The 25,583-nt window shown below is 64.1% G+C and carries 23 protein-coding genes, 2 pseudogenes and 1 riboswitch; of the genes and pseudogenes, 15 read left to right on the top strand and 10 right to left on the bottom strand.

Features of this window, described 5'->3' with window-relative positions; all coding sequences use genetic code 11:
- The first annotated feature begins 31 nt into the window (after positions 1 to 31).
- From kynA to kynU, 3 genes are read left to right on the top strand one after another with little or no spacing between them, the layout of a single operon-like run.
- Positions 32 to 904 carry a tryptophan 2,3-dioxygenase gene (gene kynA / locus HNO52_RS16665; RefSeq protein ID WP_197566357.1) on the top strand — a complete coding sequence of 291 codons (873 nt, stop codon included), beginning with the start codon at positions 32 to 34 and terminating at the stop codon, positions 902 to 904.
- Positions 901 to 1,530 (top strand): arylformamidase, encoded by a 630-nt coding sequence (kynB, locus tag HNO52_RS16660; RefSeq protein WP_197566356.1) that lies wholly within the window; start codon positions 901 to 903, stop codon positions 1,528 to 1,530. Before kynA ends, kynB begins: the two co-directional genes overlap by 4 nt.
- 60 nt (positions 1,531 to 1,590) lie before the next feature.
- The gene (gene kynU, locus HNO52_RS16655) at positions 1,591 to 2,913 is read left to right on the top strand and encodes a kynureninase (protein ID WP_197566355.1); all 1,323 of its coding nucleotides are present in this window, start codon (positions 1,591 to 1,593) and stop codon (positions 2,911 to 2,913) included.
- Positions 2,914 to 3,067: 154 nt separating this feature from the next.
- Here the strand turns inward: kynU and HNO52_RS21125 are convergent, their stop codons facing one another.
- From HNO52_RS21125 to HNO52_RS16620, 8 genes are all read right to left on the bottom strand, one after another.
- Positions 3,068 to 3,196, bottom strand: a complete 129-nt coding sequence (locus HNO52_RS21125; RefSeq protein ID WP_232090354.1) for a putative transporter small subunit — start codon at positions 3,194 to 3,196, stop codon at positions 3,068 to 3,070.
- Positions 3,197 to 3,258: 62 nt separating this feature from the next.
- Complete coding sequence (locus tag HNO52_RS16650) at positions 3,259 to 4,956, bottom strand: sodium:solute symporter family protein (RefSeq protein WP_197566354.1); 1,698 nt, start codon at positions 4,954 to 4,956, stop codon at positions 3,259 to 3,261.
- Positions 4,957 to 5,498: 542 nt separating this feature from the next.
- A complete protein-coding gene (locus HNO52_RS16645; RefSeq protein WP_197566353.1) occupies positions 5,499 to 6,812 on the bottom strand; it encodes a TRAP transporter large permease in 1,314 nt (437 codons plus the stop codon).
- A complete protein-coding gene (locus tag HNO52_RS16640) occupies positions 6,812 to 7,318 on the bottom strand; it encodes a TRAP transporter small permease (protein WP_197566352.1) in 507 nt (168 codons plus the stop codon). Before HNO52_RS16640 ends, HNO52_RS16645 begins: the two co-directional genes overlap by 1 nt.
- A gap of 78 nt (positions 7,319 to 7,396) precedes the next feature.
- Positions 7,397 to 8,398: a TRAP transporter substrate-binding protein DctP gene (dctP, locus tag HNO52_RS16635; RefSeq protein WP_197566351.1), complete on the bottom strand. Its 1,002-nt coding sequence runs from the start codon at positions 8,396 to 8,398 to the stop codon at positions 7,397 to 7,399.
- Positions 8,399 to 8,465: 67 nt separating this feature from the next.
- The gene (leuD, locus tag HNO52_RS16630; protein WP_232090352.1) at positions 8,466 to 9,107 is read right to left on the bottom strand and encodes a 3-isopropylmalate dehydratase small subunit; all 642 of its coding nucleotides are present in this window, start codon (positions 9,105 to 9,107) and stop codon (positions 8,466 to 8,468) included.
- Complete coding sequence (leuC, locus tag HNO52_RS16625) at positions 9,104 to 10,513, bottom strand: 3-isopropylmalate dehydratase large subunit (RefSeq protein WP_197566350.1); 1,410 nt, start codon at positions 10,511 to 10,513, stop codon at positions 9,104 to 9,106. Before leuC ends, leuD begins: the two co-directional genes overlap by 4 nt.
- 193 nt (positions 10,514 to 10,706) lie before the next feature.
- Entirely contained in the window at positions 10,707 to 11,522 is an 816-nt protein-coding gene (locus HNO52_RS16620) for a GntR family transcriptional regulator (protein ID WP_197566349.1), read from the bottom strand.
- Between the two features lie 168 nt (positions 11,523 to 11,690).
- Here HNO52_RS16620 and HNO52_RS16615 point away from each other — a divergent pair, with 168 nt between their 5' ends.
- The 6 genes from HNO52_RS16615 to HNO52_RS16590 are packed head-to-tail and all read left to right on the top strand — an operon-like array spanning position 11,691 to position 17,248.
- On the top strand, positions 11,691 to 12,266 hold the full coding sequence (locus HNO52_RS16615; protein ID WP_197566348.1) for a tautomerase family protein: 576 nt from the start codon (positions 11,691 to 11,693) through the stop codon (positions 12,264 to 12,266).
- Positions 12,267 to 12,320: 54 nt separating this feature from the next.
- On the top strand, positions 12,321 to 13,199 hold the full coding sequence (locus HNO52_RS16610) for an isocitrate lyase/PEP mutase family protein (RefSeq protein ID WP_197566347.1): 879 nt from the start codon (positions 12,321 to 12,323) through the stop codon (positions 13,197 to 13,199).
- Positions 13,200 to 13,229: 30 nt separating this feature from the next.
- The gene (locus HNO52_RS16605; protein ID WP_197566346.1) at positions 13,230 to 13,904 is read left to right on the top strand and encodes an isochorismatase family protein; all 675 of its coding nucleotides are present in this window, start codon (positions 13,230 to 13,232) and stop codon (positions 13,902 to 13,904) included.
- An 18-nt stretch (positions 13,905 to 13,922) separates the two neighbouring features.
- Positions 13,923 to 14,885, top strand: coding sequence for a polysaccharide deacetylase family protein (locus HNO52_RS16600; RefSeq protein ID WP_197566345.1), 963 nt, complete (start codon positions 13,923 to 13,925; stop codon positions 14,883 to 14,885).
- 3 nt (positions 14,886 to 14,888) lie between these two features.
- Positions 14,889 to 15,824 (top strand): polysaccharide deacetylase family protein, encoded by a 936-nt coding sequence (locus HNO52_RS16595; protein WP_197566344.1) that lies wholly within the window; start codon positions 14,889 to 14,891, stop codon positions 15,822 to 15,824.
- 11 nt (positions 15,825 to 15,835) lie between these two features.
- Positions 15,836 to 17,248, top strand: a complete 1,413-nt coding sequence (locus HNO52_RS16590) for an FAD-dependent oxidoreductase (RefSeq protein WP_197566343.1) — start codon at positions 15,836 to 15,838, stop codon at positions 17,246 to 17,248.
- Between the two features lie 16 nt (positions 17,249 to 17,264).
- On the opposite strand, the gene HNO52_RS16585 is transcribed toward HNO52_RS16590, so the two are convergent.
- On the bottom strand, positions 17,265 to 18,209 hold the full coding sequence (locus HNO52_RS16585) for a LysR family transcriptional regulator (RefSeq protein ID WP_197566342.1): 945 nt from the start codon (positions 18,207 to 18,209) through the stop codon (positions 17,265 to 17,267).
- Between the two features lie 201 nt (positions 18,210 to 18,410).
- Here HNO52_RS16585 and HNO52_RS16580 point away from each other — a divergent pair, with 201 nt between their 5' ends.
- The 4 genes and pseudogenes from HNO52_RS16580 to HNO52_RS16565 all read left to right on the top strand — a co-directional run bounded on the left by HNO52_RS16580 (position 18,411) and on the right by HNO52_RS16565 (position 21,623).
- The gene (locus tag HNO52_RS16580; RefSeq protein WP_197566341.1) at positions 18,411 to 19,910 is read left to right on the top strand and encodes a CoA-acylating methylmalonate-semialdehyde dehydrogenase; all 1,500 of its coding nucleotides are present in this window, start codon (positions 18,411 to 18,413) and stop codon (positions 19,908 to 19,910) included.
- Between the two features lie 82 nt (positions 19,911 to 19,992).
- Entirely contained in the window at positions 19,993 to 20,463 is a 471-nt protein-coding gene (locus HNO52_RS16575) for a 7TM diverse intracellular signaling domain-containing protein (RefSeq protein WP_442907184.1), read from the top strand.
- 142 nt (positions 20,464 to 20,605) lie between these two features.
- Positions 20,606 to 21,004: pseudogene (locus HNO52_RS16570) on the top strand (GGDEF domain-containing protein); the annotation flags it as partial.
- Positions 21,005 to 21,032: 28 nt separating this feature from the next.
- A complete protein-coding gene (locus HNO52_RS16565; protein WP_197566338.1) occupies positions 21,033 to 21,623 on the top strand; it encodes a peroxidase-related enzyme in 591 nt (196 codons plus the stop codon).
- A gap of 4 nt (positions 21,624 to 21,627) precedes the next feature.
- Here the strand turns inward: HNO52_RS16565 and HNO52_RS16560 are convergent, their stop codons facing one another.
- On the bottom strand, positions 21,628 to 22,296 hold the full coding sequence (locus HNO52_RS16560) for a hypothetical protein (protein ID WP_197566337.1): 669 nt from the start codon (positions 22,294 to 22,296) through the stop codon (positions 21,628 to 21,630).
- Positions 22,297 to 22,410: 114 nt separating this feature from the next.
- A riboswitch (TPP riboswitch) is annotated at positions 22,411 to 22,519 on the top strand.
- Here HNO52_RS16560 and HNO52_RS16555 point away from each other — a divergent pair.
- Both HNO52_RS16555 and HNO52_RS16550 read left to right on the top strand, forming a co-directional pair.
- Positions 22,509 to 23,898 (top strand): annotated as a pseudogene (locus tag HNO52_RS16555) (sodium:solute symporter family transporter). Its footprint overlaps the riboswitch before it by 11 nt.
- A 200-nt stretch (positions 23,899 to 24,098) precedes the next feature.
- Positions 24,099 to 25,541 (top strand): APC family permease, encoded by a 1,443-nt coding sequence (locus tag HNO52_RS16550; RefSeq protein ID WP_197566336.1) that lies wholly within the window; start codon positions 24,099 to 24,101, stop codon positions 25,539 to 25,541.
- Positions 25,542 to 25,583 lie beyond the last annotated feature (42 nt).

The following is a 25,583-nucleotide window of genomic DNA, read 5'->3' as shown; positions in this document are numbered from 1 at the left end:
GAAGAAACAATGACAAGACAGGAGGGCAGCCATGGCCAGGCACGATGAAGCGCCGGCACGCGGTGCCACGGTGGACCTCTCGCAAGAGGCGGTGCACTGGGACCAGCCGATGAGCTACGGCGAGTACCTTCAGCTGGGGCCGCTGCTGTCGGCGCAGCAGCCGGGTACCCAAGAGCATGACGAGATGCTGTTCATCGTCATTCATCAGGTCTCGGAGCTGTGGCTCAAGCAGTGTCTGCACGAGGCCCACGCCGCCGCCGCCCACGTTGCTGCCGATCGGTTGCGCCCGGCGTTCAAGATGCTGTCGCGGGTGGCGAGGATCCAGGCCCAGATGATCAACGCCTGGGAAGTGCTGGCAAGTATGACGCCGGCGGACTATGCGCGCTTTCGCAACAGCCTGGGCCAGAGTTCAGGGTTCCAGTCCTTCCAGTATCGTGAACTCGAGTTTCTGCTCGGCAACAAGAACGCGGCCATGGTCGAGGTGCACCGCCGCCACCCGGTTCACTACCAGCGGCTCAAGGAGGTACTGCACGCACCGAGCCTCTACGACGTCAGCCTGCAGCTGCTGGCACGGCGCGGGTTCGAGCTTCCCGAGTCGGTGATCGAGCGGGACTGGTCGGAGCCCCACCAGCCCTGCGCCGAGGTGGAGCAGGCCTGGGCGGCGATCTATCGCGATACCGAGCATCACTGGGAGCTCTACGAGCTGGCCGAGAAGCTGGTCGATACCGAATACCACTTCCATCAGTGGCGCTTCAGCCATCTCAAGACGGTGGAGCGCATCATCGGCCACAAGCCCGGCACCGGCGGCACCGGTGGCGTCTCCTTCCTGGCCAAGGCGCTGGACCTGCAGTTCTTCCCCGAGCTGTGGTCGGTGCGTACCACCCTCGAGGAGGGCACCTCATGAGCCGGCTCTACGACATCTCCCAAACGCTGCGCCCCGGCATGCCGGTTTGGCCCGGCGATACCGCCTTCGCGGCCGAGCCGACCTGGATGCTCGGCGAGAGCTGTCCGGTCAACGTTTCGCGGCTGGTGCTTTCCACCCACAGCGGTAGCCATGCCGACGCGCCGAGCCACTTCGCCGCCGAGGGACAGACCATCGATGCGGTGGACCTGGTCTGCTACCTCGGTCCCTGCGTGGTACTGGACATGACCCACGCCGGGCCGAGAGTCGAGCCCGAGCATCTGTTGCCTGTGCTGCCTTCGCGGGTCGAGCGGGTGCTGCTGCGCACCTGGACGCGCTTTCCTCACGACGAATGGTGCAGCGATTTCACCACCATCGCCGCGGAGAGCATCGACCTGCTGGCCGAGCGTGGTGCCCGGCTGATCGGCGTGGATGCTCCCTCGCTCGACCCCGAAGTGGACAGCGCGCTGTTGGCGCACCGGCGGGTGCACCATCACGGCATGGCCATTCTCGAAGGGCTGGTGCTGGACGCCGTGCCACCGGGCCATTATGAGCTGATCGCCCCGCCGCTGAAGCTGGCCGGGGCCGACGCCGCGCCGGTGCGTGCCCTGTTGCGTGAGCTGGGTTAATAGCTGCGCGAGCTGGATTGACCGCTTGCCCGATCCTTTCCCTCCTTGCCGGAGCCGACCATGCCCCTGACCCTCGATGACGTCCGCGAGCTGGATCGCCAGGATCCACTGGCCTCTTTCAAGTCACGCTTTGCCCTGCCTGCCGGAACGATCTATCTAGACGGCAATTCCCTGGGAGCCCAGCCTGCAGCCGCCACCAACGCTGTGGAGGCCTTGATGGCGCAGTGGCGCGATAAGCTCATCCAGGGCTGGAACCAGGGCTGGTTCGAAGCGCCCGAGCGACTCGGTAATCGGCTGGCTGGTCTGCTCGGGGCCGAGCTGGGCGAGGTGCTGGTCACCGATACCATTACCCACAACCTGTTCAAGCTGCTGGGCTATATCACCGAAGGGCAGGGAATCACCGGAGGGCAGGGCCGGGCACGCCCGGTGATCCTCAGCGAAGGCGGCAACTTTCCCACCGATGGCTACATCGCCCAGGGCTTCTGCCGCTTTGGCGGTTTCGAGCATCGAGTCGTGCCGGAAGGGGAAGCGCTGGATGCGTATCTCGACGACCGCGTAGCGGTGGTGGTGCTCAGCCACGTGCACTACCGCACTGGCAGGTTGCGTGACATGGCGGCAATCACGCGGCAGGTACATGCCGGCGGCGCCGAAATCATCTGGGACCTGGCCCACTCGGCCGGTGCCCTGCCGGTGGATCTCGCCACCTGTGGCGTGCGCTACGCCGTGGGCTGTACTTACAAGTACCTCAACGGCGGCCCGGGGGCGCCGGCCTTTCTCTATGTGCGGCGCGACTGCCAGGACCGCGCCTGGCAGCCGCTATCGGGCTGGCTGGGGCATGCGTCGCCGTTCGCCTTCGAGGCCGATTATACGCCGGCGCCGGGCATCTCGCGGTTTCGCACCGGTACCCATTCGCCTCTCGCCTATGCGGCGCTGGAGGCGTCGCTGACGCTGTGGGAAGAGGTCGACCTCGCTGCGCTTCGCCGCAAGAGCCAGCGGCTGATCGAGCTCTTCCGCGAGTCGCTGGGCGACTGCCTGGATGAGCACGGCATAACGGACATTACACCGTCCGAGGCGGAGCGGGGCAGCCAGGTCGGGTTGGTGAAACCGGACCATGGTTCTTCCAACGCCCCGAAGCATGGCTCTTCCAACGCCCCGAAGCATGGCTCTTCCAACGCCCCGAAGCATGGCTATGCCATCGTCCAGGCGCTGATCGAGCGTGGGGTGGTCGGCGATTACCGCGAACCGGGGCTGATGCGGTTCGGCTTCGCGCCACTCTACCTCAGCCACGAGGATGTCTGGCAGGCGGCTCGGCACCTGCGAGAGGTGCTAGCCGCAACAGAGTACCTGGAGCCGCGCTTCCAGCAGCGCGGTGCGGTGACATGAGTTATTTTGTGCCATCAGATGGCTCAGCTTGCTTACACGCACGGTCATCGCTCTGTGAGTACACACCAAGCAGCGGCGGGGAGTAGTTCTCCCGAAAAGCGCACAGCGGAAACGAGACGGACCCAGTCACCAGGGTCGCTGTCCTTCAGGTAGCTCATACTAGCTCGCGCTTTTCCTTACGCGCTGCGCGCCAATCGTGCAACACCGCGCGGCAGATCAGCACCAGAACCCCCAGAGTGAGGGCAGGCCAGATCAGAACGTAGAAACCATAGAGCATTGTCATGGCGAATTCTCCCGTGAGCGGTGGCGAGCATCGGCACCGCTTTTAACGTAGGTAGAAGGAAATCAGCGTTGGATGGCCACATTGGCCGAAGCGGTCTGGCCGCCTTGCGTGACGGGTTCGGGACGGGGTGCATCGTAGTTGCCCACCTGTTCGCCAATGGAGGCGAAGTCGAAGTCCGGCTGGCGGCTCAACAGGCTCATCACTACGCAAACCAGGGTGCTGGCGCCGTAGGCAGTCAGCGAGGCCAGCAGCACGGTGTAGTCTCGCAGGAAGTCGGTGGCAAAGAATAGCATTGCCATCAGCGCCAGTGCGGCGGCGATGAACCCGGCGATACGGCCTAGGAAGCCGAACACCATCAGTCCGATGATCACGCCGCCACCGATGCACGCCAGCAGCTCAAAGAACAGGCCGCTTATACCATCCAGAGGCAACAGCTCGAAGCGCGCCAGGCAGAACAGCACCATGGCCACCAGTACCGAGGTGGTAAAGGCCTGGTTGGTCACCCGGTTCCAGAAGCAGCTGGCGATGACCGGAAAGACGATGGCTCCCCATAGCGCGCCGACGAACACCAGCATCACCAGAATATCCAGCGAGAAGCTGGCGAAGATGATGCCCACCACGGTGGCGACGATCATGGTCAGTCGACCGATCAGCAACATGCGCTTGGGGTCGGCCTTGCCACGAGCGATGTTCTTGCCGTAGACGTCAGCCATCATGATCGCCGACAGCGCCGAGAGGTCGGAGTCAGCAGTGGAGGAGAGCGAGCCGATCACTAGGATGAAGAACAGCGCAATGAACACAGGCGGCAGATAGCTGGAGACCATCTGCGGAATCAGGTTGTTCATGTCGCCGCCCATAGGCTCGACTCCGAGAGTCAGCGCCATCAGCCCGATCATGCCCAGCCCGATGACGATGGCACCGTAGCCGATGGTGGCGGTGAGAAAGGTCGGCTTGATGTGCGACTCGTTCACCGCGAACAGGCGCTGGGAAATGGTCTGGTTGCCGATGGCGTAGGCCAGCACGGCGACGAAGAAAGGCGCGCCCTGGTTGAGGATGGCATCCATCGAAAAGAAGTTGGCCTGCTCGGCGGTGAGGTTATCCAGGCCCGCCACGAGTTGGGTGGGGCCGCCCATGGCGAAGAACACCGCGGGTATGATCACTACGGCGATGGCCATCAGGGCCACCAACTGGGCGAAGTCGGTCAGCACCGAGGCGCGGAACCCGGACCAGAGGGTGTAGAACAGCACGCCGGTGCCGGCGATGATCACACCGGCCTGGAAGGTGAGCGGCGAGAGCACCGCGACCAGCGCCCCGGCGGCGGTGAAGTTGACCATCAAGCTGATTACGCTGCCCAGTACGTTGGAAAGGGCAAGGATCAGCTGGCTGGAGGCGCCATGCCGGGCGTGGATCAGCTCGCCCAAGGTATGAGCATTGGGAGCTAGCTTGCGAAAGCGCCGGCCGAAGGGGTAGATAAACAGGATCATCAGCGCGCCCCATAGCCCGTAGTGGATGGGGCCCGAGACGCCGTAGGTATAGCCGGAAGTGGCCGCGGCGTAGAAGGAAGCGGCCCAGATCCAGGTGGCCGTCATGCTCGCAGCACCCATACCGAAGCCAACGCGGTGATTGGAAACCATGAAGGCATCGGCGTCTTCGTTCTTCTTGCGGATGCCGAGCGTCATCAGGTAGGTGCCGCCGTAGAAGGCGAGCAGCAGCAATATGACGGTCAGGGTCGAAAACTGATAGAGCGATTCGCTATTCAAGGGCAATCCCTCGTTAGATGGAACGGACACACCCGGGCAGGTCGGGCAGCCGACATGCCGAGCGCAGTGACGGAGCTAGGGGGTAGCTAGGCCAGAAGGCGGGCAGTGCATAGGCACAGACACAGGTAGGCTGACGCCAGTGTGGCGCAACCTCGAGTGCTAGCGATCGGGCACGGCAAGATGCTGCCGTCAGTCAGGCATTACCCCGCAGAGGGGGCAGGCGGCGGGCGGCGCGGCATGCACCGTCCTTCATCGGCGTAGTGGCGCGACATGGATTCCTTCTCTATCGATGGCGTCGACGACGTGCAGTCGAGAGTAGCGGTGATCCAGTCTGCATGGAGGCAAGACCAGGATGTCCCAAGGCGGGATCTGCCCAAGGTTCGTTGTCAGTGTTTTTGTCTGAACCAAGGGCCATATACCCTACGGACCCAGCATCAAAAAGTCCAATTTGTGGCGAATAGGTTGAAACGGCGTCCAATTACACTGAAATATCGGCATGATCGAACCAGGGCGGCTGCCGAGCCGCCCTGGATGGATCGGTCTCAATTGATCATGCCGGGAAGCCAGGTGGCGATACCGGGGAACATGATCAGGATGGCAACCAGCAGCATCGAGCAGAGGATGTAAGGAATGGCAGCCGAGTAGATTTCACGCATGGTAGTGCCCTTGGGCGCCACGCCCTTCATCACGAACAGCAGCAGCCCCAGCGGTGGGGTGGAGAAACTGATCTCCAGCGCCAGAAGCATGATGATGCCGAACCAGATGGGATCGAAACCCAGCACCTGAGCCAGTGGAAAGAAGAACGGCACCGTCAGCATCATGATCGAGATTTGCTCCATGAAGGTGCCGAGCACCAGCAGCACGGCGAACATGGCGAGCAGCATCAGGATCGGCGCCAGGTCGAAGCTGGTAGCCCACTGGATCAGCCCGCTGGAAGCGCCCGAGAAGGCCAGCAGCTGGCTGAAGGTGGCGGAGCCGAAGACGATCAGGTAGGCCATCAGCGTGACCTTCAGCGCGCCGATGACCGAGAGCTTGAACGCCTCCCAGGTCATACAGCGGTAGATCGCCGCCAGCACGATGGCGCCCAGGGCGCCGAACGCCGCCGCCTCTGAGGGCGTGGCGAAGCCTATCAGCATCAGCGCCACGATGAAGACCATCACGCTGATCATCGGCAAAATGTCGGTGGTGATCAGCTTCAGCTTCTGGGCGAACGGCACCGGCTCGAGTTCGTAGTTGGGCGCCGCCTCGGGGTCGATGCGGGTCTGGGTCCAGATCGTGGCCATGTAGAGGCCGGCCAGCACCAGGCCCGGCAGGATGCCGGCGATCAGCAGGGCGCCGATGTCGACCTTGGCTAGCGTGGCCAGCAGCACCGCCAGCGCCGAAGGCGGGATGATGATGGCAAGCCCCCCGGTGCCCAAGATAGGCCCGATGGCCATGTGCTTCTTGTAGCCGCGTCGCTCCATCTCCGGCACCAGCAGCGAACCCATCAGCGCGGTGGAACCCATCGACGAGCCGCTCAGGGTGGAAAAGCCGGTGCCGCCGACGACGGTCACGTAGGAGAGCCGCCCGGGAACCTTGCCCATCAATTGATCGATGGCATTGAACATGCGCATGCCCAGGCCGGTGCGGAAGAACAGCTCACCCATCAGCAGGAACAACGGTATGGGCACCAGGTTGAAGCTGGACAGCGCGCCGAAACCGTTGTTCAACAGCTGAATGAGGCCGTTCTGACCGCCCATGAAGTGCCAGGCACCGATGACGTTGGCCGCCAGGAAAGCCAGGGCGATGGGCGTGCCGATGGTCATGAAGCCGAGAATGAGGGCCAGCAGAAAGGCCAGGGCCAGATACCATTCCATTATTCCTTGATCCCCGCTTCGCCGCTGTGAAGGATGTCCCGCCCGACCACGAAGCGGGCGAATTCGATGGCCATCATGGTGAAGCACACCGGGAAGGCGATGGTGAGGATCCACTTCGGCACGAAGAAGGCGCGCACGTCGTAGTCGCTGCGTGCCAGGTTCATCGACACCAGGTCATAGCCCTTCCAGGCCAGCACCGCGCACACCGCCACGCACAGCAGGGCGACCAGGCGGCTCAACACCTGAAGGGCTGGCGGCGGCAGGATCGACGTGAGCAGTTCGATGTGAACGTGCCCCTTGTGCCTGACCAGCCAGGGGGCCCCCAGCAGAGTCAGGTAGAACATGGCGTACTCGGTGGAGAGAAAGAACCACGCCGAGGGCTGCAGGCCCAGGTTGCGGATGACCACGGAGAGCACGATGGCAACCATCAACCACACCAGCATGATGGCGGCCAGCAGGGCCATGCCGTTGAGCAATAGCCGATAAGCACGACTCGCGTAATGCATAGGAATACCCGAAGGCGAAGGAGTGTCGGAGCGAGTGAAACTATGGGGCCGGCTGCATGGCGGCCGGCCCCGCGACGCTTACAGGTCGTTGAACTTTTCGATCAACTCTTCGTAGTGCTCCAGGCCCGTCGGATGACGCTCCATCTGGCTGCGCATGCGCTCCCAGGTGGCTTCGCGGGCGGCTTCGGAGTAGCGTTTGCCGGCTTCGCCCTCCAGGCGGAAGACCTGCATGCCGTCGGACTCCAGTTCGGCCTGCTGCTCTTCCGCCAGCACCTCGAAGCGCTCGGCGCTGGCATGCTCGTGCTCAATGGCGACTTCCTGGAGGATCTGCTGGGCTTCCTCACTGAGGCCGTTCCAGCTTTCCTGATTGACGATCACGCCCATGTCGGTGGAGAAGAAGGCCGGATCGATGCGGTAGTTGAGGAAGCGGTCCCAGTTCAGGTCCTTCAGGCCGATCTGGGTCCAGCCGGTGGCATTGACGACATTGCGCTCGAGCGCCGAGTAGACATCGGTGGTGGGCAGGCTGATCGGCTGGGCGCCGAGGTAGTCCTGGAAGAAGGCGTCATACACCGGGTTGCTGCGCAGGGTCAGCCCGGAAACGCTGAGGTTGCCCTCTTCGTCCAGGCTCGGTTCGTCGATGGTATACAGGTTGTAGCTGACCCCGCTGTCGAACCAACCCAGGTAGTAGACGCCCATCTTGTCCTGGTGGATCTGGTTGAGCAGATCGATGCCGCCGTTCTCGCGGGCGTGGATGGCGTTGGTGTTGGAGGCCACCAGGGCGTCGCGCTCGGGCACGGTGCCTGCATAGAAGCTGGCGGCGGTGTAGGCCATGTCGACCACGCCGTTGCGCACGGCGTCGGGCTGCTCGGAGAGCCCGATCACCTCGGGGCCGCCGCGCACGTCGATCTGCACCACGCCCTCGCCGCGCTCGTTCACCTTGTCGACGAACTCGAGAAAGCTCTGGGTATAGATCAGCGACGGCGGGAAGGCGTGAACGGCGGTAATGCGGTCGACCGCCAGGGCGTGGCCGGAGGCCATCAGCGTGGCCAGGCCGAGAGAGGCGATGAGAGGCTTGTTCATGATTGTTCTCCTTGTGGACATCGAGTTCGTAGCGCTGCTTATTTTTGCCCCATGGGGCGGTTAAGCGTCAGCCCCGGGAAATGATCTTCCCGGCGGGTACTGTCACGTTGAGCCAGGGGTGTTGCCGTGAGTACTCGTCAGCGAAGCGCTGGATCGCCCGCGCGTGCTGTCGGGTCATGTCGATATCGTCCCAACCGTTGAGCAGCTTGGTGCGCCAGGTCGAGGCGATGCTGAACGCAACGCTCAGGTCGCCGACGCTGATGCGCTGCGCCTCCAGGTCGATGTGCAGCGAGCCGGGCGCCTCGCCCAGGGCCGCGAGCAGGGTTTCGGCATCCTCCTCGCTGACCGTGGCCGGCAGCAGGCCGTTGTTGACTGAATTCGAGGCGAAGATGTCGCCGAAGCTCGGGGCGATCACGCAGCGAAAGCCATAGTCCACCAGAGCATAGACCGCGGCTTCTCGTGATGAGCCGGCGCCGAAGTTGCGGCGTGCCACCAGCGTCTTCGCCTGTGCCGCCTCAGGATGGTTGAGGATAAACCCCTCGATTGGCCGGCCGCTCTCGTCATGGCGCAGGTCATGGAGCAGGAACTGACCGTAGCCGACGCTGCGCGGCTCCTTCATGAAGCGTGCCGGGATCAGCTGGTCGGTATCCACGTTGGCCCGCGGCAGCGGGCAGGCCAGGGCATCGAGTGTCTTGATCGGTTCCATCATGAGGCTCCTGACAGCTCGCGGACGTCGGCCAGGTGCCCGGCCACGGCCGCCGCGGCGACCATGGCCGGCGACATCAGGTGGGTCCTGGCGCCCGGCCCCTGGCGGCCCTTGAAGTTACGGTTGGTGGTGGAGGCGCAGCGCTCTCCCGGCGGTACCAGGTCGCCGTTCATGCCCACGCACATGGAGCAGCCGGATTCTCGCCACTCCAGCCCCGCCTGGCGAAACACGAAGTCCAGCCCTTCGGCCTCCGCCTGGCGCTTCACCTGGGTGGATCCGGGTGAGACGATGCCCGGCACCTTGCTGCGGCGGCCGCGCAGAATCTCGGCGGCGGCGCGCAGGTCCTCCAGGCGGGCGTTAGTGCAGGAGCCGATGAAGATGCGGTCGATGGCGATATCGGTGAGCGGCTGGCCGGGCGCCAGGCCCATGTAGTCCAGGCTGTCGCGTGCCTGTCGGGCACGCGCGGCGTCCTCGATACGCGACGGGTCGGGAACGCACTGGTCGATGGGCAGTGCCTCCTCCGGCGAGACGCCCCAAGTCACGGTGGGGGCTATCTCGGCGGCCGCCAATGTCTCTTCCCTATCGAATCGGGCGTCGGGGTCGCTCTGCAATGTCTGCCAGTAGGCTAGCGCCTGGTCCCATTGCTCGCCCCGGGGAGCAAAGGGGCGCTCACGCAGGTAGTCAAAAGTGATTTCGTCGGGGGCGATCATGCCGCAGCGGGCGCCGCCCTCGATGGAGAGGTTGCACAGCGTCAGTCGCGCTTCCATCGACAGGCCGCGAATGGCGCTGCCGGTGTATTCGATGGCGTATCCGCGGGCGCCATCCGCCCCCAGGCGGGCGATCCAGGTCAGCGCGATATCCTTGGCTGAAATGCCGGGAGCCAACTCGCCTTCGACGGTAAGGCGCATCTTCTTCGGCCGGGTCTGCCACAGGGTCTGGGTGGCGAGCACATGAGCCACTTCCGATGCACCGATGCCGAAGGCAATGCAGCCGAAGGCGCCGTGTGTGGAGGTATGGCTGTCGCCGCACACCATCGTCAGCCCGGGCTGGGTCAGCCCCTGCTCCGGGCCAAGCACATGCACGATGCCCTGGCGCGGGTCGTCGAGGCCGAACAGTGTGATGCCGTGCTCGCGGGTGTTTGCGGCGAGCTGCTCTATCATGCCGCGGACCTTGGCGTCGCCGATGTCTTCGAGGTGGCGGGTCAGGGTGGGCACGTAGTGATCGGCGATTCCGAAGGTCAGGTCGGCTCGAGCCACCGAGAGTTCGCGCTCACGCAGCTTGTTGAAGGCATGGAAGGACCCCTCGTGCACGAAGTGCCGATCGATCCACACCAGGCTCTGGCCGCTCTCGCTGCGAAGGATCTCGTGGGCGTCCCACACCTTGTCGAACAGGGTCTTTGGCTTGGTCATATCGTTCGCTTCGCCGCGGCTGCGTCAAGTGAGTGGCGTTCGGCCACTTCGCGTGTCGTTGTTTTTCCAGCGATCTACATATCGCTGTCTACATACAACTATCTCAAGCGCATACCACAGGTCAAATGTATTTTATTGTCTTTTTAATCTGTCCCATAAATAGGACATTTGGCGAGCAGGAATATCCGGGCGGTCATGCCTCGTGGGGCTCCGCCTGCGCATGCTGAGACTCGGTGGCCACAGGCTCCCAGTAGCGAGCCGCCTCGTCGCCGGTGCGGTTGAGGTCGATCTGGATGCGGTAGCGGTCAGGGCGGTAGAGCGCATCGAGATGCTCCACGCCACGCCCCTCCTCGTCGTACACCACGCGGGTCAGGGAGATCAGCGGCGAGCCCACCGAGACGTCCAGCGCTTCGGCGACCTCATGGGTGGCCAGGGTAGCCGAAATCGTCTGGGCCGCATGGTCGACCTTCACGCCGCTGCGTTCGAGCAGGGCGAACAGGGGGGTCTGCGCCAGGTCCGCCTCGTTGTAGTGCAGGGCAATGTGCTCCGGTACGTGGGTGACGAGGTAGGAGAGCGGCTTGTCGTCGGCCATGCGTACGCGGATCGAGCGCTGTACGCGTTCCCCGTCGCGCAGCCCGAGGCCTTCGCGCACCGGCTCCGTCGGTTTGACGTAGCAGAACTCCAGCAGCCGCACCCGTGACGATTTGCTCATCTTGACCAGATTGGGCATCAGGTTGGCGACGCTGGCGGTCATCACCGTGGCGTCCAGTGGCTGTTCCAGCACCACGGTGCCCAATCCGGGCTTGCGTGCCACCAGCCCCGCCTCGTTGAGCGCCTGCATGGCGCGCCTGACCGTGACCCGCGAAACGCCGTACTGCTCCGCCAGCTTCAGCTCGCCGGGTAGCTTGCGCCCGGGTGCCAGCCGGCCGCTGAGGATTGCATCCTTGAGCAGCAGATAGATGCGATGGGACTTGGTGCCCCCGACGGCGTTCGCATGCGTATCGTTCATGGTTCGGTCCTTGTTCTCGTGGCGGATCGTTATGAGCGGATTGATGAAGTGCTTGACGTGGTGCACGCAGTAGACATAGAAATGTATTATGCATAGGACAGCTTTGTGTGCCATGCATTCTGAAGAATAGCGCCAAACAACGATAAAGGCTTCCTTGGAGATTCTTTCATGCCCGTCATTCAGGTCAGCCTGATCCGTGGCTATTCCGGCGAACTCAAGCAGCGCCTGTGCAAGCAGCTTACTGACGCCGTACGGCACAGCATCGCCGCGGATCCGGATGGCATCACCGTGCTGCTGCACGAGGTGGAGCCCGATGCCTACATGCGCGGCGGGCGGCCCCGGACACCGGGCGGCGCCAGCGACGACGAAGCGGTAGGCGAGGCGCCCGCGGACGTGGTGCGCAGCTTTCTCGAGGCCATGGAGGCGCGCGACATGCCACGTGCCGAACGCCTGCTCGACGAGGACTTCACCATGACCTTCCCCGGCGGCGTCGAGATGACGCGCCTGGAAGAATTGGTGGTCTGGGCCGGCGAGCGCTATCGCTTCGTGCGCAAGCGCATCGATGCCTTTGATACCTGCGACGAGGGCGATTACGTGACGGTAGTCTGCCACGGTGAACTGCACGGCGAGTGGCCCGACGGCACGCCCTTTGCCGGCGTGCGCTTCATCGATCGCTTCGAGCTGCGCCACGGCAGGCTCCTGCGTCAGCAGGTCTGGAACGACCTGGCGCTGGCGCGCTCCTGAACCAGGCCTGTGGCCCTTTATCCCTTACCCGACCGTTTGAGGAACCCTATTGTCATGACTCTTTCCGCCAGCGACCTCAAGGCCAAGCTGCACGCCCCGGAGATCGTCGTCGCACCGGGCGTCTACGATGCCTTGAGCGCCTCGCTCGCCGCCGATGCCGGTTTCGATACCGTCTATCTTTCAGGGGCCAGTATCGCCTACACCCAGCTCGGACGTCCCGACATCGGTCTGGTCAGCCTCAGTGAGGTCAACGACGTGATGTCGCACATCCGCGAGCGCACCGAGCTTTCGGTGGTGGTCGATTGCGATACCGGTTTCGGCAATGCCATGAACGTGATGCGCAGCGTGCGCATGCTGGAGCGTGCGGGAGCCAATGCCATCCAGTTGGAGGACCAGACCTACCCAAAGCGCTGCGGTCACCTGCGTGGCAAGACACTGGTCGCCCAGGAGGAGATGGTTGGCAAGCTCAAGGCCGCGCTGGATGCCCGTGAGAGCGATGCAACTCTGATCATAGGGCGTACCGATGCCGTGGCGGTGGAGGGAACCGAGCGTGCCATCGAGCGCGCGCAGGCGTATCGCGAAGCGGGCGTCGACATGCTGTTCATCGAAGGCATTCGCAGCGACGATGACATCGCCAGCATCATGGCCGAGTTCCGCGGTCAGATTCCGATCATGGCCAACATGGTGGAAGGGGGCGACACCCCGCTGCAGAATGCCCAGGCGCTGCAGGACATGGGCTTCTCGCTGGTGATCTTCCCCGGTGCCCTGGTGCGTGCCTTTACCCATATGGCGCAACAGTTCTTCGACACCCTGCGCCGAGATGGCAGCACCGATGCCTTCCGCGAGCGCATGCTCGACTTCCGTCAGCTCAACGAGGTGATCGGCACCCAGGCCATGCTCGAGCTGGGCCAGAAGTACGACAGCCGTCGATAACAAGGACAGACCCCCTTCAGGAGAGAGCGCATGATCACGACCGACAAGACCGCCAAGGAAATATTCGCCGAGGTAATGGCCAACCCGCAGCGCGTGCCGTTCGGTTTCGGCAACAAGGCGGTGCTGGTCAACGTCGACCCGCAGAAGGCCTATACCCGCACCGATCTCTACAAGACCGCCTACGAGACCGACCCCAGCCAGCTCGAGTACGTCAATCAACTGGCGAGCGGCATCCGCAAGCTCGGCTGGCCGGTGGTGTGGACGCATGTGGCCTTCCTCGACTCTGCCGAGGATGCCGGCGTCTGGGGCACTCGCACCGATACGCCCGATTCGCTGCAGAACATCAAGTACGGCTCCGATCGCGCCGCCTTCGACGAGCGGGTGGAGATCGATCCGCGCGACGTCGTCTACACCAAGCGCATGCCGTCGGCCTTCTTCGAGACGCCGCTGCAGTCGCTGCTGGTGTGGCACCAGGTGGACACTGTGATCGTCACCGGTGGCTCCACCTCCGGCTGCATTCGCGCCACCGCGGTGGATAGCCTGTCGCGTGGCTACCGCACCATCGTGCCCATGGAGTGCGTGGCCGACAAGCACGAGAGCTACCACTACGCCAACCTCACCGACCTGCATCTGAAGTACGCCGACGTGATGCCGGTGGCGGATGTGCTGGCCTGGCTCGAGAAGCGTGCCGCGGAAACGGTCTGAGCCGGCGAGGAGAGCGACATGAAGGCTGAGTTGAAAGAGCGACTGGGTGCCTACGACTACTGGCCCTACGAGAACCGCCCGAAGATCACCTGGCCGAACGGCGCCCGGGTCGCCTTCTGGGTGGCCCCCAACATCGAATACTACGAGCTCGATCCGCCGCTCAATCCGCAGCGCAAGCCGTGGCCCACGCCGCACCCCTCGGTGCCCGGCTTCAGTATCCGTGACTACGGCAACCGGGTCGGCCACCAGCGCCAGATGGCACTGCTCGACAAGTACGGCATTCGCGGTTCGGTATCGCTGTCGGTGGCGCTGTGCGAGCACCATCCCGAGATCATCGAGATGTGCCGCGAGCGCGATTGGGAGTTCTTCAGCCATGGGGTCTACAACACCCGTTACACCTACGGCCTGAGCGAGGCCCAGGAGCGGGAGATGATCCGCGACGGCATCGAGACGATACATCGCCATACCGGGCAGAAGTGCGCCGGCTATCTGGCGCCGGCCCTGTCTCACTCGGAGCACACCCTGGATCTGTTCGCCGAGGTGGGCCAGGAGCTGTTCGGTGAGGAAGGCGGCATCTATACCTGCGACCTGTTTCACGACGATCAACCCACGCCGATTCATCTGCGCTCGGGGCGGCGCTTTCTCTCCGTGCCCTACTCGCTGGAGATGAACGACACCATCGTCTACGCGGTGAACAAGGTGGAGCCGCGCCACTACCTGACCATGCTCAAGCGCCACTTCGACCGGCTTTACGCCGAGGGCGCCGAATCGGGCACGGTCATGTGCATACCCACCCACAACTACCAGGTCAGCTGCCCGCACCGCATCAAGGCCTTCGAGGAAGCGCTGGAGTACATCACCGGCCACAGCGACGTCTGGCTCGCCACCGGCCGCGAGATCGCCAGCCACTATCTTGCGCACCACTACGATGATGCCGTGCGCGATATCGACGCCAAGGCCGTCGCGGCCGGGAGGAACTGAGCCATGTCACTCGACCCGGGTTACCTCTCCTACCCTTGGCGTCGCTACGGTTACGACCATGACCGTTACGCCTGGTCCATGCTTGCCAATCGCAAGCCGGTCCACTGGCCTGGTGGCAAGCCGTTGGCGGTATGGATCAACGTGTCGCTGCAGTTCTACCCGCTCAATCAGCGTGGCGTGCCGTTCAAGGTGCCCAACGGCATGACCATGCCGTATCCGGATCTGCGCCACTCCTCGCTGCGCGACTACGGCAACCGGGTGGGCATCTACCGCATGCTGGCGGCCTTCGAGCAGCGCGGCATTCGCCCCACTTGGGCAATCAATGCTCAACTCGCCGAGCAGACCCCCTATCTGCTGGAGCGGCTCAAGGCCTACGGCGGCGAGTTCCTGTGCCACGGCTGGAACATGGATCACCTGCACTACGGCGGCCAGGATCGCGACGAGGAGGCCGAAATCGTGCGGCGTTCGGTCGAGACCCTGCGCGAGCTGACCGGCCAACCCATTCGCGGCTGGCTGAGCCCGGCCAAGCATCAGAGCTGGAATACGCCGGACTTGCTCGCCGAGAACGGCATCGAGTACTGCTGCGACTGGGTCAACGACGACATGCCCTACGCCTTCGCCACTGAGCGCGGCGAACTGACCATGATGCCGCTCTCCACCGAGATCGAAGACCAGTTCGTGATGTGCCAGAACCTGCATTCGGAGGACAGCTGGGTGAACCAGGTGACGGACGCTTTCGATTTCCTGCTGGAGGAGGGCCGAGCGCAGGGTGGCCGGCTGCTGGCGCTCAACCTGCACCCCTGGCTCGTCGGTCAGCCGCATCGTATCGGCTGCCTGGAAGCGGTGCTCGACCATATCGCCGGACATGACGACGTATGGCAGGCGCCGGCCGGCGAGATACTCGATGCCTACCGCAAGCAGGCCGGCGACAACGACTGAGGAGTCTCACCATGGCTATCGTGGCCTTTCATGACGGGCAGGAATTCGAGGCACACGTGCCGCTGGTGATCATCGGCGCGGGAGCCTGCGGCCTGGTGGCGGCATTGGCTGCCAGGCAGTACGGCGCAGATTCGGTGGTGTTGGAGCGCGATGCGCTGCCAAGGGGTAGCACCTCGATGTCCCAGGGTTTCATCCCCGCGGCGGGTTCGCGCTTTCAGGCCGAAAAAGGGGTCGAAGACAGCCCTGAACTAATGGGTCAGGACATTCAGCACAAGAACGGTCATCAGGCGGACCCGGCCATCGTGCGTGCCCTGACCGAGGCCTCCGCCGGCGTGGTGGAGTGGCTGGCCGACGCCCACGGCGTGCCCTTCGACCTGGTGGAGGGCTTCCTCTACCCCGGCCACAGCCGTATGCGCATGCACGCCACGCCGCGGCGCACCGGGGAGGAGCTGATGGGCAGCCTGCTCAACGCGGTGGAGGCGGCGGGCATCGACCTGCTCACCGAGGCTCGAGTCGTGGAGCTGCATGCGGACGACACGGGGCGCGTGCATGGCGTGACCCTGGAGCGCCCCGACGGCAGCCGGGAATCGATTGGCTGCGATGCGCTGATCCTGGCCTGCAACGGCTATGGCGGCAATACCGAGCTGGTGGCACGCCACCTGCCGACGCTGAAGGGGGCCCTCTATTTCGGCCACGAGGGCAACCAGGGCGATGCCCTGCTTTGGGGCGAGGCCATGGGCGCCAGCCTCAAGGACCTGGGCGCTTGCCAGGGCCACGGCTCGCTGGCCATGCCGCACCAGACCCTGATCACCTGGGCGGTGATGATGCGCGGCGGCGTGCAAGTCAATACCGAGGGGCGACGCTTCGCCAACGAGCATGGCGGCTACTCAGAGCAAGCGGCCAAGGTGCTGGCCCAGCCGGGCGGCATTGCCTGGAATCTGTTCGACGAACGCATCCACCAGGCAGCGCTGGAGTTCGAGGACTATCGCAATGCCGATACGGCAGGGGCGGTGCGCACTTTCGACAGCCTCGAAGCCATGGCTACCGGTCTGGCTCTGCCGCTGGAAGCCCTGCGTGAAACCTTCGCCGAGATGCACGCCCTGGCCGAGAGCGGCGAAGCCGACGGCTTCGGCCGCAGCTTCAATGCCGCGGACCAACTGGTGGCGCCTTTTCATGCTATCAAGGTCACCGGCGCGCTGTTCCATACCCAAGGCGGGCTCGAGGTGGACGCCCAGGCGCGGGTGCTACGCCAGAATGGTGCTGCCTTCGCCAACCTGTTCGCCGCCGGTGGCGCGGCGAGAGGTGTCTCCGGTTCAGGCGACAGCGGTTACCTCTCCGGCAACGGCTTGCTCAGCGCCGTGGTGTTGGGCGCCATCGCCGGGCGCGAGGCGGCTCGTCAGCTGGGGCGCGAATCGGCTGCTTGAGGTCCCAGTCGCAATGCTATGGCGTGGGGTCGGGCAGCACCAACTTCCCCGCCTCGCCCATCAGCAGGGCGCGATTGAGCTCCAGCGCCTCACGCAGAAAATCCCAAAGTAGCCGCACCCGCGCCAGGCGGCGCTGCTCCTGGCGCGCGGTGATCCAGAACTGACGCACGATCTCCACTTCGCCATTCAGCACGCTCTCTAGCCGGTCGCCGGTTTCGGCCATGAAGCAGGGCAGCACGGCGAGCCCGGCCCCCTGCAGGGCGGCGGCGTGCTGGGTGGTGACGCTGGTGCTGCGGATCGAGAAGTGCGGTGCCGTGCCAACCACCGCGGGGTCAAGCAGAGGGTCGAGGTAGCTGAGCTGCTCGCTGAAGATCAGATCGTCGACGTAGCCGATCAGGCGGTGTTCACCGAGTTCGGCGAGGCGCCCCGGGCGGCCGTGGCGCTGGAAGTAGCTCTGGCTGCCGTAGAGCCTTAGCCGGTAGTCGCACAGTCGCGAGATCACCAGCCCCTGGCTTGCGGGCCGCTCCACGGTGATCGCCAGGTCCGCCTCGTGGCGGCTCAGGTTGACCACCCGGGGCAGGGCAAGCAGGTCAAGAGTGATGCCGGGGTGCTGCTCACAGAAGGCGGAGAGTAGTGGGGCGATGATCCAGGTGCCGAAGCCTTCGGTCACGCCCAGGCGAATCTGTCCGCTGAGCTGGCGGTTCTTGTCGGCCAGGTTCTCACCTGCCTCGAAGGCGTGACGGGCCATCTCTTCGGCGTGGGCCAGTAGCTGTTGGCCGGCTTCGGTCAGATGGTAGCCGTGGGTGCTACGCTCAAAGAGCTGGGTGTTGAGTTTCTGCTCGAAGCGTCGGGTGCGCCGCGATAGCGTGGAGTGATCCAGGCCCAGGCGCCGGGCAGCGTCGGTCAGCCGCTGGCTGCGGGCGACTTCGAGAAAGATCTGAATGTCCTGCCAGTCGAGCACGGCGCCACCTTCGCTGTAACTTTATCCTTATTGGCTGGTTGTGCATTCTTGCACAAAACTTGTGAAGAAGTGCGCATTGTCACGTTGCAGGACGGCTCTATAGACTCGAATTCATTGAGGTTCGTGTAAATCTACACATAAAGTCTAATGTAACCCATCTCAGCCATATAACGACTACAAGCACGAGAGGAGCATATCGCCATGTCCGTTCGCGAAATCCCCATGTACATCGACGGCCAGGCCGTCCCCTCTACGAGCCAGGAGTGGCGTGACGTAGTCAACCCCGCTACCCAGGAAGTGGTGGCGCGGGTGCCATTCTGCACCGCTGAGGAGGTCGACCGCGCCGTGGCCAGCGCCAAGGAGGCGTTCAAGACCTGGCGCAAGACGCCGCTGGCCAAGCGCATGCGCATCATGCTCTCGCTGCAGGCGTTGATCCGCGAGCAAACCGAGGAACTCGCCGCGCTGATTACCGAGGAGCACGGCAAGACCCTGCCCGACGCCGCCGGCGAAGTGGGGCGCGGCCTGGAGGTGGTGGAGCACGCCTGCTCGATCACCTCACTGCAGCTCGGCGAGCTGGCCGAGAACGCGGCCAACGAGGTCGACGTCTACACCCTCAACCAGCCGCTGGGCGTGGGTGCCGGCATCACCGCCTTCAACTTCCCGATCATGCTGCCGTGCTTCATGTTCCCGTTGGCCATAGCCAGTGGCAACACTTTCGTACTCAAGCCCTCCGAGCAGGACCCCAGCTCCACCATGCGCCTGGTCGAGCTGGCCCATGAGGCGGGCGTGCCGGCCGGTGTGCTCAACGTGGTCCACGGCGGCCCGGATGTGGCTAATCAGATTGCCGATCACCCCGACATCAAGGCACTGTCGTTCATCGGCTCCAGCCACGTGGGCTCGCTGCTCTACAATCGTGCCGCCGTGGCCGGCAAGCGCATGCAGGCCATGATGGGTGCCAAGAATCACTGTGTGGTGATGCCGGACGCCAACCGCAGCCAGGCGATCAACAACCTGCTGGGTTCCGCCTTCGGCGCCGCGGGGCAGCGCTGCATGGCCAATTCGGTGGTGGTACTGGTGGGCGAGGCCAACCAGTGGCTCGACGACATCGTCGAGGGGGCACGCAACATGAAGGTGGGCCCGGGCACCCAGCGCGACGCCGATCTCGGCCCGCTGGTTTCCCCGGCCGCCAAGGAGCGTGTGGAGCGCTTGATCGACGCCGGAGAGAAAGAGGGCGCCAAGTTGCTGGTTGACGGCCGTGGCTACCAGGTCGAGGGCTACCCGGACGGCAACTTCGTCGGCGCCACCGTGTTTGCCGACGTCAAGCCGGAGATGACCATCTACCGCGAGGAGATCTTCGGCCCGGTACTGTGCGTGGTCAGTGTCGATACGCTGGATGAAGCGATCGCGTTCATCAACGCCAACCCCAACGGCAACGGCACCTCGATCTTCACCAACTCCGGCTGGGTGGCACGCCGCTTCGAGACCGATATCGATGTCGGCCAGGTGGGTATCAACGTGCCGATCCCGGTGCCGGTGGCCTACTTCAGCTTCACCGGCTCGCGCGGCTCCAAGCTGGGCGACCTGGGCCCCAACGGCAAGCAGGCGATCCAGTTCTGGACCCAGACCAAGACTGTGACCGCGCGTTGGTTCGAGCCGGAGAATGTCTCCAGCGGTATCAACAGCACTATTTCGCTGAGCTGATCAGCTAGAGCCAGCAAGCGCCCCCGCCGTTTCCGGTGGGGGCGCTTGCGTTTACACCCGTGAGCGCTCTCTGTTGCTCTATGTGGTCTACCTCGGGTCCTTTTTCGTTCTGATGTTCACGGCGCGAGGTTTTGCGTTCCAGTACTGGTGGCCGACACTGCCAACCTTCAACAACCAGTTGGTGCCGATCAACATCGGTATCTTCGCCTTCATGCTTGCTGTCTTCAGCAACAGTTTCATGAGCCTTCGCCAGCATGCCCCGCGGGCGACCCGGGTGCGCTGTACTTCCTGCGGGTGGCCGGCATCCTGCCGTACAACATCGTCACCGAGTACGCCGTCCAGGTCGGTTCGGGAATCGAGTTCCTGCTGCTCTCCCTGGGACTGGCCTGGAAGATCAATCAGTTCAAGAACGAGAAACTCGCCGCCGAGCGCGCCACCGTCGAGCTGCAGCGTTCGCTCAACCAGCGCCTGGAAGATCAGGTACTGCAACGCACCCAAGAGTTGGAGAGGGCCAACCGGCAGCTCACGATCCTGGCGCGAACCGACCCGTTGACAGGTTTGTTGAACAGGCGCCAGTTCCACGAACTGGTGGATCAGGAAATGCAGCGTCGGCGGCGCAGCGGACAGACTTGCTGTTCGCGGTGATGGATATTGATGGCTTCAAGCTCTACAACGACACTTAAGGCCACAGGGCTGGCGACGAGGTGCTGATGCGGTTGGCGACGCTACTTCTGGACCACTTTCGGCGTGCCGGCGACCGGCTGTTCCGCCTGGGTGGGGAGGAGTTCGGCTTGCTGCTCGAGGTCGACTCCCTCCAAGCGGGCAAGCAGTTGCTGGAGCGGTATCGCGAGGCTCTCCAAGGGTTGGGAATACCGCACGAGGCGTCACGCCATGGAGTGATCACGGCCTCCTTCGGCTTGGTGGCCTGTCAGGGTTGCGAGGCCGTGCGTGATGTTCAGGCTCTCTACCATCTTGCCGACAAGGCCATGTACGAAGCCAAGGCAACCGACCGCAATCGAGTGGTTCCCTGCTGTCGGGGACATGACGGAGGTCGCATGGACAGCAAGTTGACGTTGACGTTAACTGTGACGTGACAAGAACGACAACGCCCAGGAGAACGTCATGTCAGCCCCACTCAGCCGCTTTCCCGTGCCCGAATCGATCGACGACCTGCCCGAGGATATCCGAGAGGCCATTCTGGCCGTGCAGGAGAAGGCCGGCTTCGTGCCCAACGTATTCCTGATGCTGGCGCATCGCCCGGACGAGTTCCGCGCCTTCTTCGCCTATCACGACGCCCTGATGGAGCGGGAATCCGACACGCTGACCAAGGCGGAGAAGGAGATGATCGTGGTCGCCACCAGCGCCCGCAACCGCTGCCTGTACTGCGTGGTGGCCCACGGCGCGCTGGTGCGCATCTACAGCAAGGATCCGCTGCTGGCCGATCAGGTCGCCATCAACCACCGCACCGCGCCGATCAGCGAGCGCCACCGGGTGATGCTCGACTTCGCCCTGTACTGCGGCCTGGAAGTGGGCGAATACACCGACGAGTGGCAGGCCCGCCTCGTTGATGCCGGCTTCACTCACGACGACATCTGGGACATCGGCGCCATCACCGCTTTCTTCGGCCTTTCCAACCGCCTGGTCACCCTCACCGGCACCCCGCCGAACCCGGAGTTCTACCTGATGGGAAGGGTGCCGCGGGAGAAGAAGTGACGGTTCAGGCGCGACAGGCTTCCAACAGCATCCGCACCGGTTTGAGCTGACTGACGTGCAGCACCAGTACGCTGTTGCCAGTGGCATCTTCGGTAGGGCGCACCACGGCGAACTCGCCTTCTTCGAGATGGAACTCATGGATCTCGCGAGGGCCTTCCAAGGTACGGCAGTGGATCGAGCGGTAGGTATCGTCCTCGCCGTAGGTCAGGCGATGATAGACCTTGAAGAAGGTGTAGAGTGTGAGGCCTTGATCGAAGGCGGGCCAGCGCGCGGGGATGGTGCGCGTCTCCTCGTCGAAAACCTGCCCCTTGGCCTCGGCGGCGGCGATGGCGTTGGCCAGCGGTTCGGCAAGCAGCGAAACATTGTCGCGCGGCAGCGAGGCGGCAATGTCGATGGCCTGCTGATGGCTGTTGCTGACCTGGGCCAGGTCGTCGAGCGATGCGATACGATAGTCGCCATGGGCCAGATCGGCAGGCTCGAAGCCGCCGTTCTCCCAGCCATGGATGACCCGCAGCGTCAGGCGGCCGTTCTCCAACGGCTTGCAGACCAGCGCCTGCAGGGCGACCCGCAGATGCAGTTGACGTTCGATGACAAGGTTGTCGAAGGCGGAGTAGGGGTCGGCAAAGATCTGATGAAGATGCCCGGGGGCGTGTTCCTTGGCTTCGCTAAACATGGCGGTTCCCTGCGGGGAGGAGTGTTCTGGTTTTTTCGTTGTTATATCATTTCAGGGGCTCGAGTCATATCGGCCGATCAATGGCCGGCTTGAGGCCTGACACGACAATTCATTCACTGTCGCCAGGGGAGTCTCGCTGCGGCGAGGCTGAGAGAGCGCACGGCGCTGACCCTGGAACCTGATCCGGTTCATACCGGCGGAGGAAGTGCGACATGCCCTACCTGACGTCAGCCGTGCTTGGCGCGGCGCTGCTTTGCTTTGCTTTCCTGGGTCTTCGCGCCCGCCGGGCCGATGGCCCCCTCGACGACTACGTTACCGCCCGCAACTCTCAGTCCGCCGCGACCCTGGGGCTATCGTTCCTGGCCTCGGGGATGGGCGCGTGGATTCTCTTCGCGCCGCCGGAGATCGGCGCCTTCGTCGGTCCCGTGGCGCTGGCGGGCTACGCCATCGGCTCGGCGCTGCCTTTCATCGTGCTGGGTCTCTACGGCCCGGCGATTCGCCGCCACCTGCCCGAGGGGGCGCAGCATTGGCGAGTTCGCCGAGGCGTGTTACGGCACCGGCGTGCGGCGTTGGGTGTCGCTGGTCTCGATCCTCTACATGGCATGCTTCCTGGCTGCCGAGCTGACTGCCATCGGCGCGATCACGGCGCTGCTCTCCGACGTGCCGCCGGCGCTGGTGGTGATCGGCGTGGCCGTTACCACGCTGCTCTACACCGCTGTCGGCGGCCTGCGAGCGAGCCTGGCCACGGACCGCTGGCAGGCGTGGCTGCTGATCGCCTTGCTGTTGCTGGTCGGCAGTGTGGCGCTTGTGCGCCTGCCCGAGATGCCCATCGAGGCGGCGCTGCCATCGATTCCCGTCGGCGGTGCGCTGAGCGTGGCGCTGACGCTGGTCATCGCGGTCACGGCCGCCAACCTGTTCCACCAGGGTTACTGGCAGCGGGTATGGGCCGCGCGTGACGACCGTGCCCTCAATCGTGGTGCCTGGCTGGGCGGTGCGACCACCGTGGCGGTAGTGAGCCTGGTGGGGGGGTTAGGCATGCTGGCAGCGATGAGCGGGGTCGCCCTGGGCGAGCCGCCGATTCCCTTTTTCGCGCTGCTGGGCGAAGCACCGGGCTGGCTGGCGCTGCCGGCGCTGGTGCTGGCAGTCACGCTGGTCGCCTCCAGTGTCGATACGCTGCAGAACGGCATCGCCTCGCTGGCAGTGGCGGGTTCCGGCAAGCGTGGGCTCTCCATCGGTGCGGCCCGGCTGGTCACCGTGGCGCTGATGGTGCCGGTGGTGATCGTGGCGCTGCAGGGTCTCTCGGTACTAAGGCTGTTCCTGATCGCCGATCTGCTGTGCGCCGCCATCGTGGTGCCGGTGCTGCTCGGTCTGTGGCGGCGCATGACGCCGTTGGCTGCGGTGGCGGGTGGCGTGGCGGGCCTGCTCGGTGCGATTCTGCCGGGCTGGGTCGCTCAGGGCAGCCTGGCGGGCGGTGTGCTGGCGGCGAGCTTCCCCGGCAGTATCCCGACGCTGCCGCCGTTTCTCGGCGCGTTGGCGGCCTCCACGCTGGTCAGCCTGGCCGTGGCATGGGCGGCACCGCATGAGCGTATCCGCACGCAGTGAATTGGCCCCTGGCCGGTTTACGCTTGATGAAGTCCCGATTTATCGTCGCGCCAGCTCCCGGCTGGCGCATTTCTCATTCATTCTCCCGACCAAAGTCTATTCTTCTATTTGGGCTTTGCTCCTAAGCTTTCTTTCGTTGATTATTTTATTCAAGGTGAGGTAAATATTTAACACTCAACAACGACAATCGTGAGGACGATATGACACAGGAATCCGCGGCAGAGCCGAACCAACTGGCTCGCGTACTGGCCCGCAAGGATGTGCTGGCGCTGGCCTTCGGCGCCATGATCGGCTGGGGTTGGATCGTGTTGACCGGCAGTTGGATCCAGTCCGCCGGAAGCCTGGGCGCGATCACGGCCTTTCTGATCGGTGGCCTGATCATCGTGCTGGTGGGCCTCACCTATGCCGAACTCGCTTCCGCCATGCCCCAGGTAGGCGGCGAACACGTCTACAGCTATCGCGCCCTTGGCCACTTCGCCTCCTTCCTGTGTACCTGGGCGATCACTCTGGGTTACGTCAGCGTGGTGGCCTTCGAGGCCGTGGCGCTGCCTACCGTCGTGGAGCATCTCTTCCCCGGCTATGCCGTGGGGCATTTGTGGACCATCGCCGATTGGGACGTACAGGCGACCTGGGTGGCTGTCGGCGTGGCCGGCTCGGTGCTGATGATGTGGGTGAACTACGTGGGCATCCGCACTGCGGCGCTGCTGCAGAAGCTGGTGACCCTGCTGATCCTGGTAGTGGGCATCATGTTCATCACCGGGGCGCTCTTCCAGGGCAATACCGCAACCATGGAACCGCTGTTCTCCGTCGAGGAGGGCGTCGTGGGCGGCATCATGCTGGTCATCATCATGGTGCCCTTCATGTTCGTGGGGTTCGACGTGATTCCCCAGGCGGCCGAGGAGATCAACCTGCCATTTCGCGAGATTGGCCGCGTATTGATGATCTCGGTGATCATGGCGGTGTTCTGGTATTCGCTGATCATCCTGGGTACCGCCCTGATGCTGAATCCCGATCAGTTGGCTGCCAGTTCTTTGGCCGTGCCGGATGCCATGCAGGCCGTCTTCCAGGCTCCATGGGCGGGCAAGTTGATGATCCTGGCCGGCATCGCCGGTATCGTCACCAGCTGGAACGCCTTCTACGTAGGCGGCTCGCGGGCGATCTACGCGCTGGCTCACTCCGGCATGCTGCCGGCCTGGCTGGCCAAGCTGCATCCCAAGCATCGTACCCCCACCAACGCTATCCTGGTGATGGGCATTCTCTCTTCGATCGCGCCGTTCTTCGGTCGTCCAGCCCTGGTCTGGCTGGTGGTGGCCGGCGGTCTCGGCATCGTCATTGCCTACCTGTTCGTGGCGATCTCTTTCGTGGTGCTGCGGCGCCGTGAGCCGGAGATGCCGCGTCCGTTCCGGGTACGCCAGGGCAAACTGGTGGGCAGCCTGTCGATTGTTCTTTCCCTGGGTCTCATCGCCATGTACATGCCTGGCAGCCCCTCCGCGCTGGCACCCGTCGAGTGGCTGATGTTCGCCGGCTGGATGCTGATCGGCCTGGCGCTCTATGCCTGGTCGAGGAAGCGCTACGGCATCGCCTTCAGCGATCGCATGATGAAGCGTGAGCTGGCCGGGACGGACCCCTACCCAGGGCGCTGACGGCCCGCCGCTGTCGATCCTGCAAGGCCCTCGTCGATACAG

It is taken from the genome of Halomonas sp. MCCC 1A13316 (assembly GCF_014931605.1).
Classification (GTDB): Bacteria; Pseudomonadota; Gammaproteobacteria; order Pseudomonadales; family Halomonadaceae; genus Halomonas.
The sequence above is the reverse complement of the archived record's forward strand: the minus strand, read 5'-3'. Positions and strand labels throughout refer to the sequence as shown.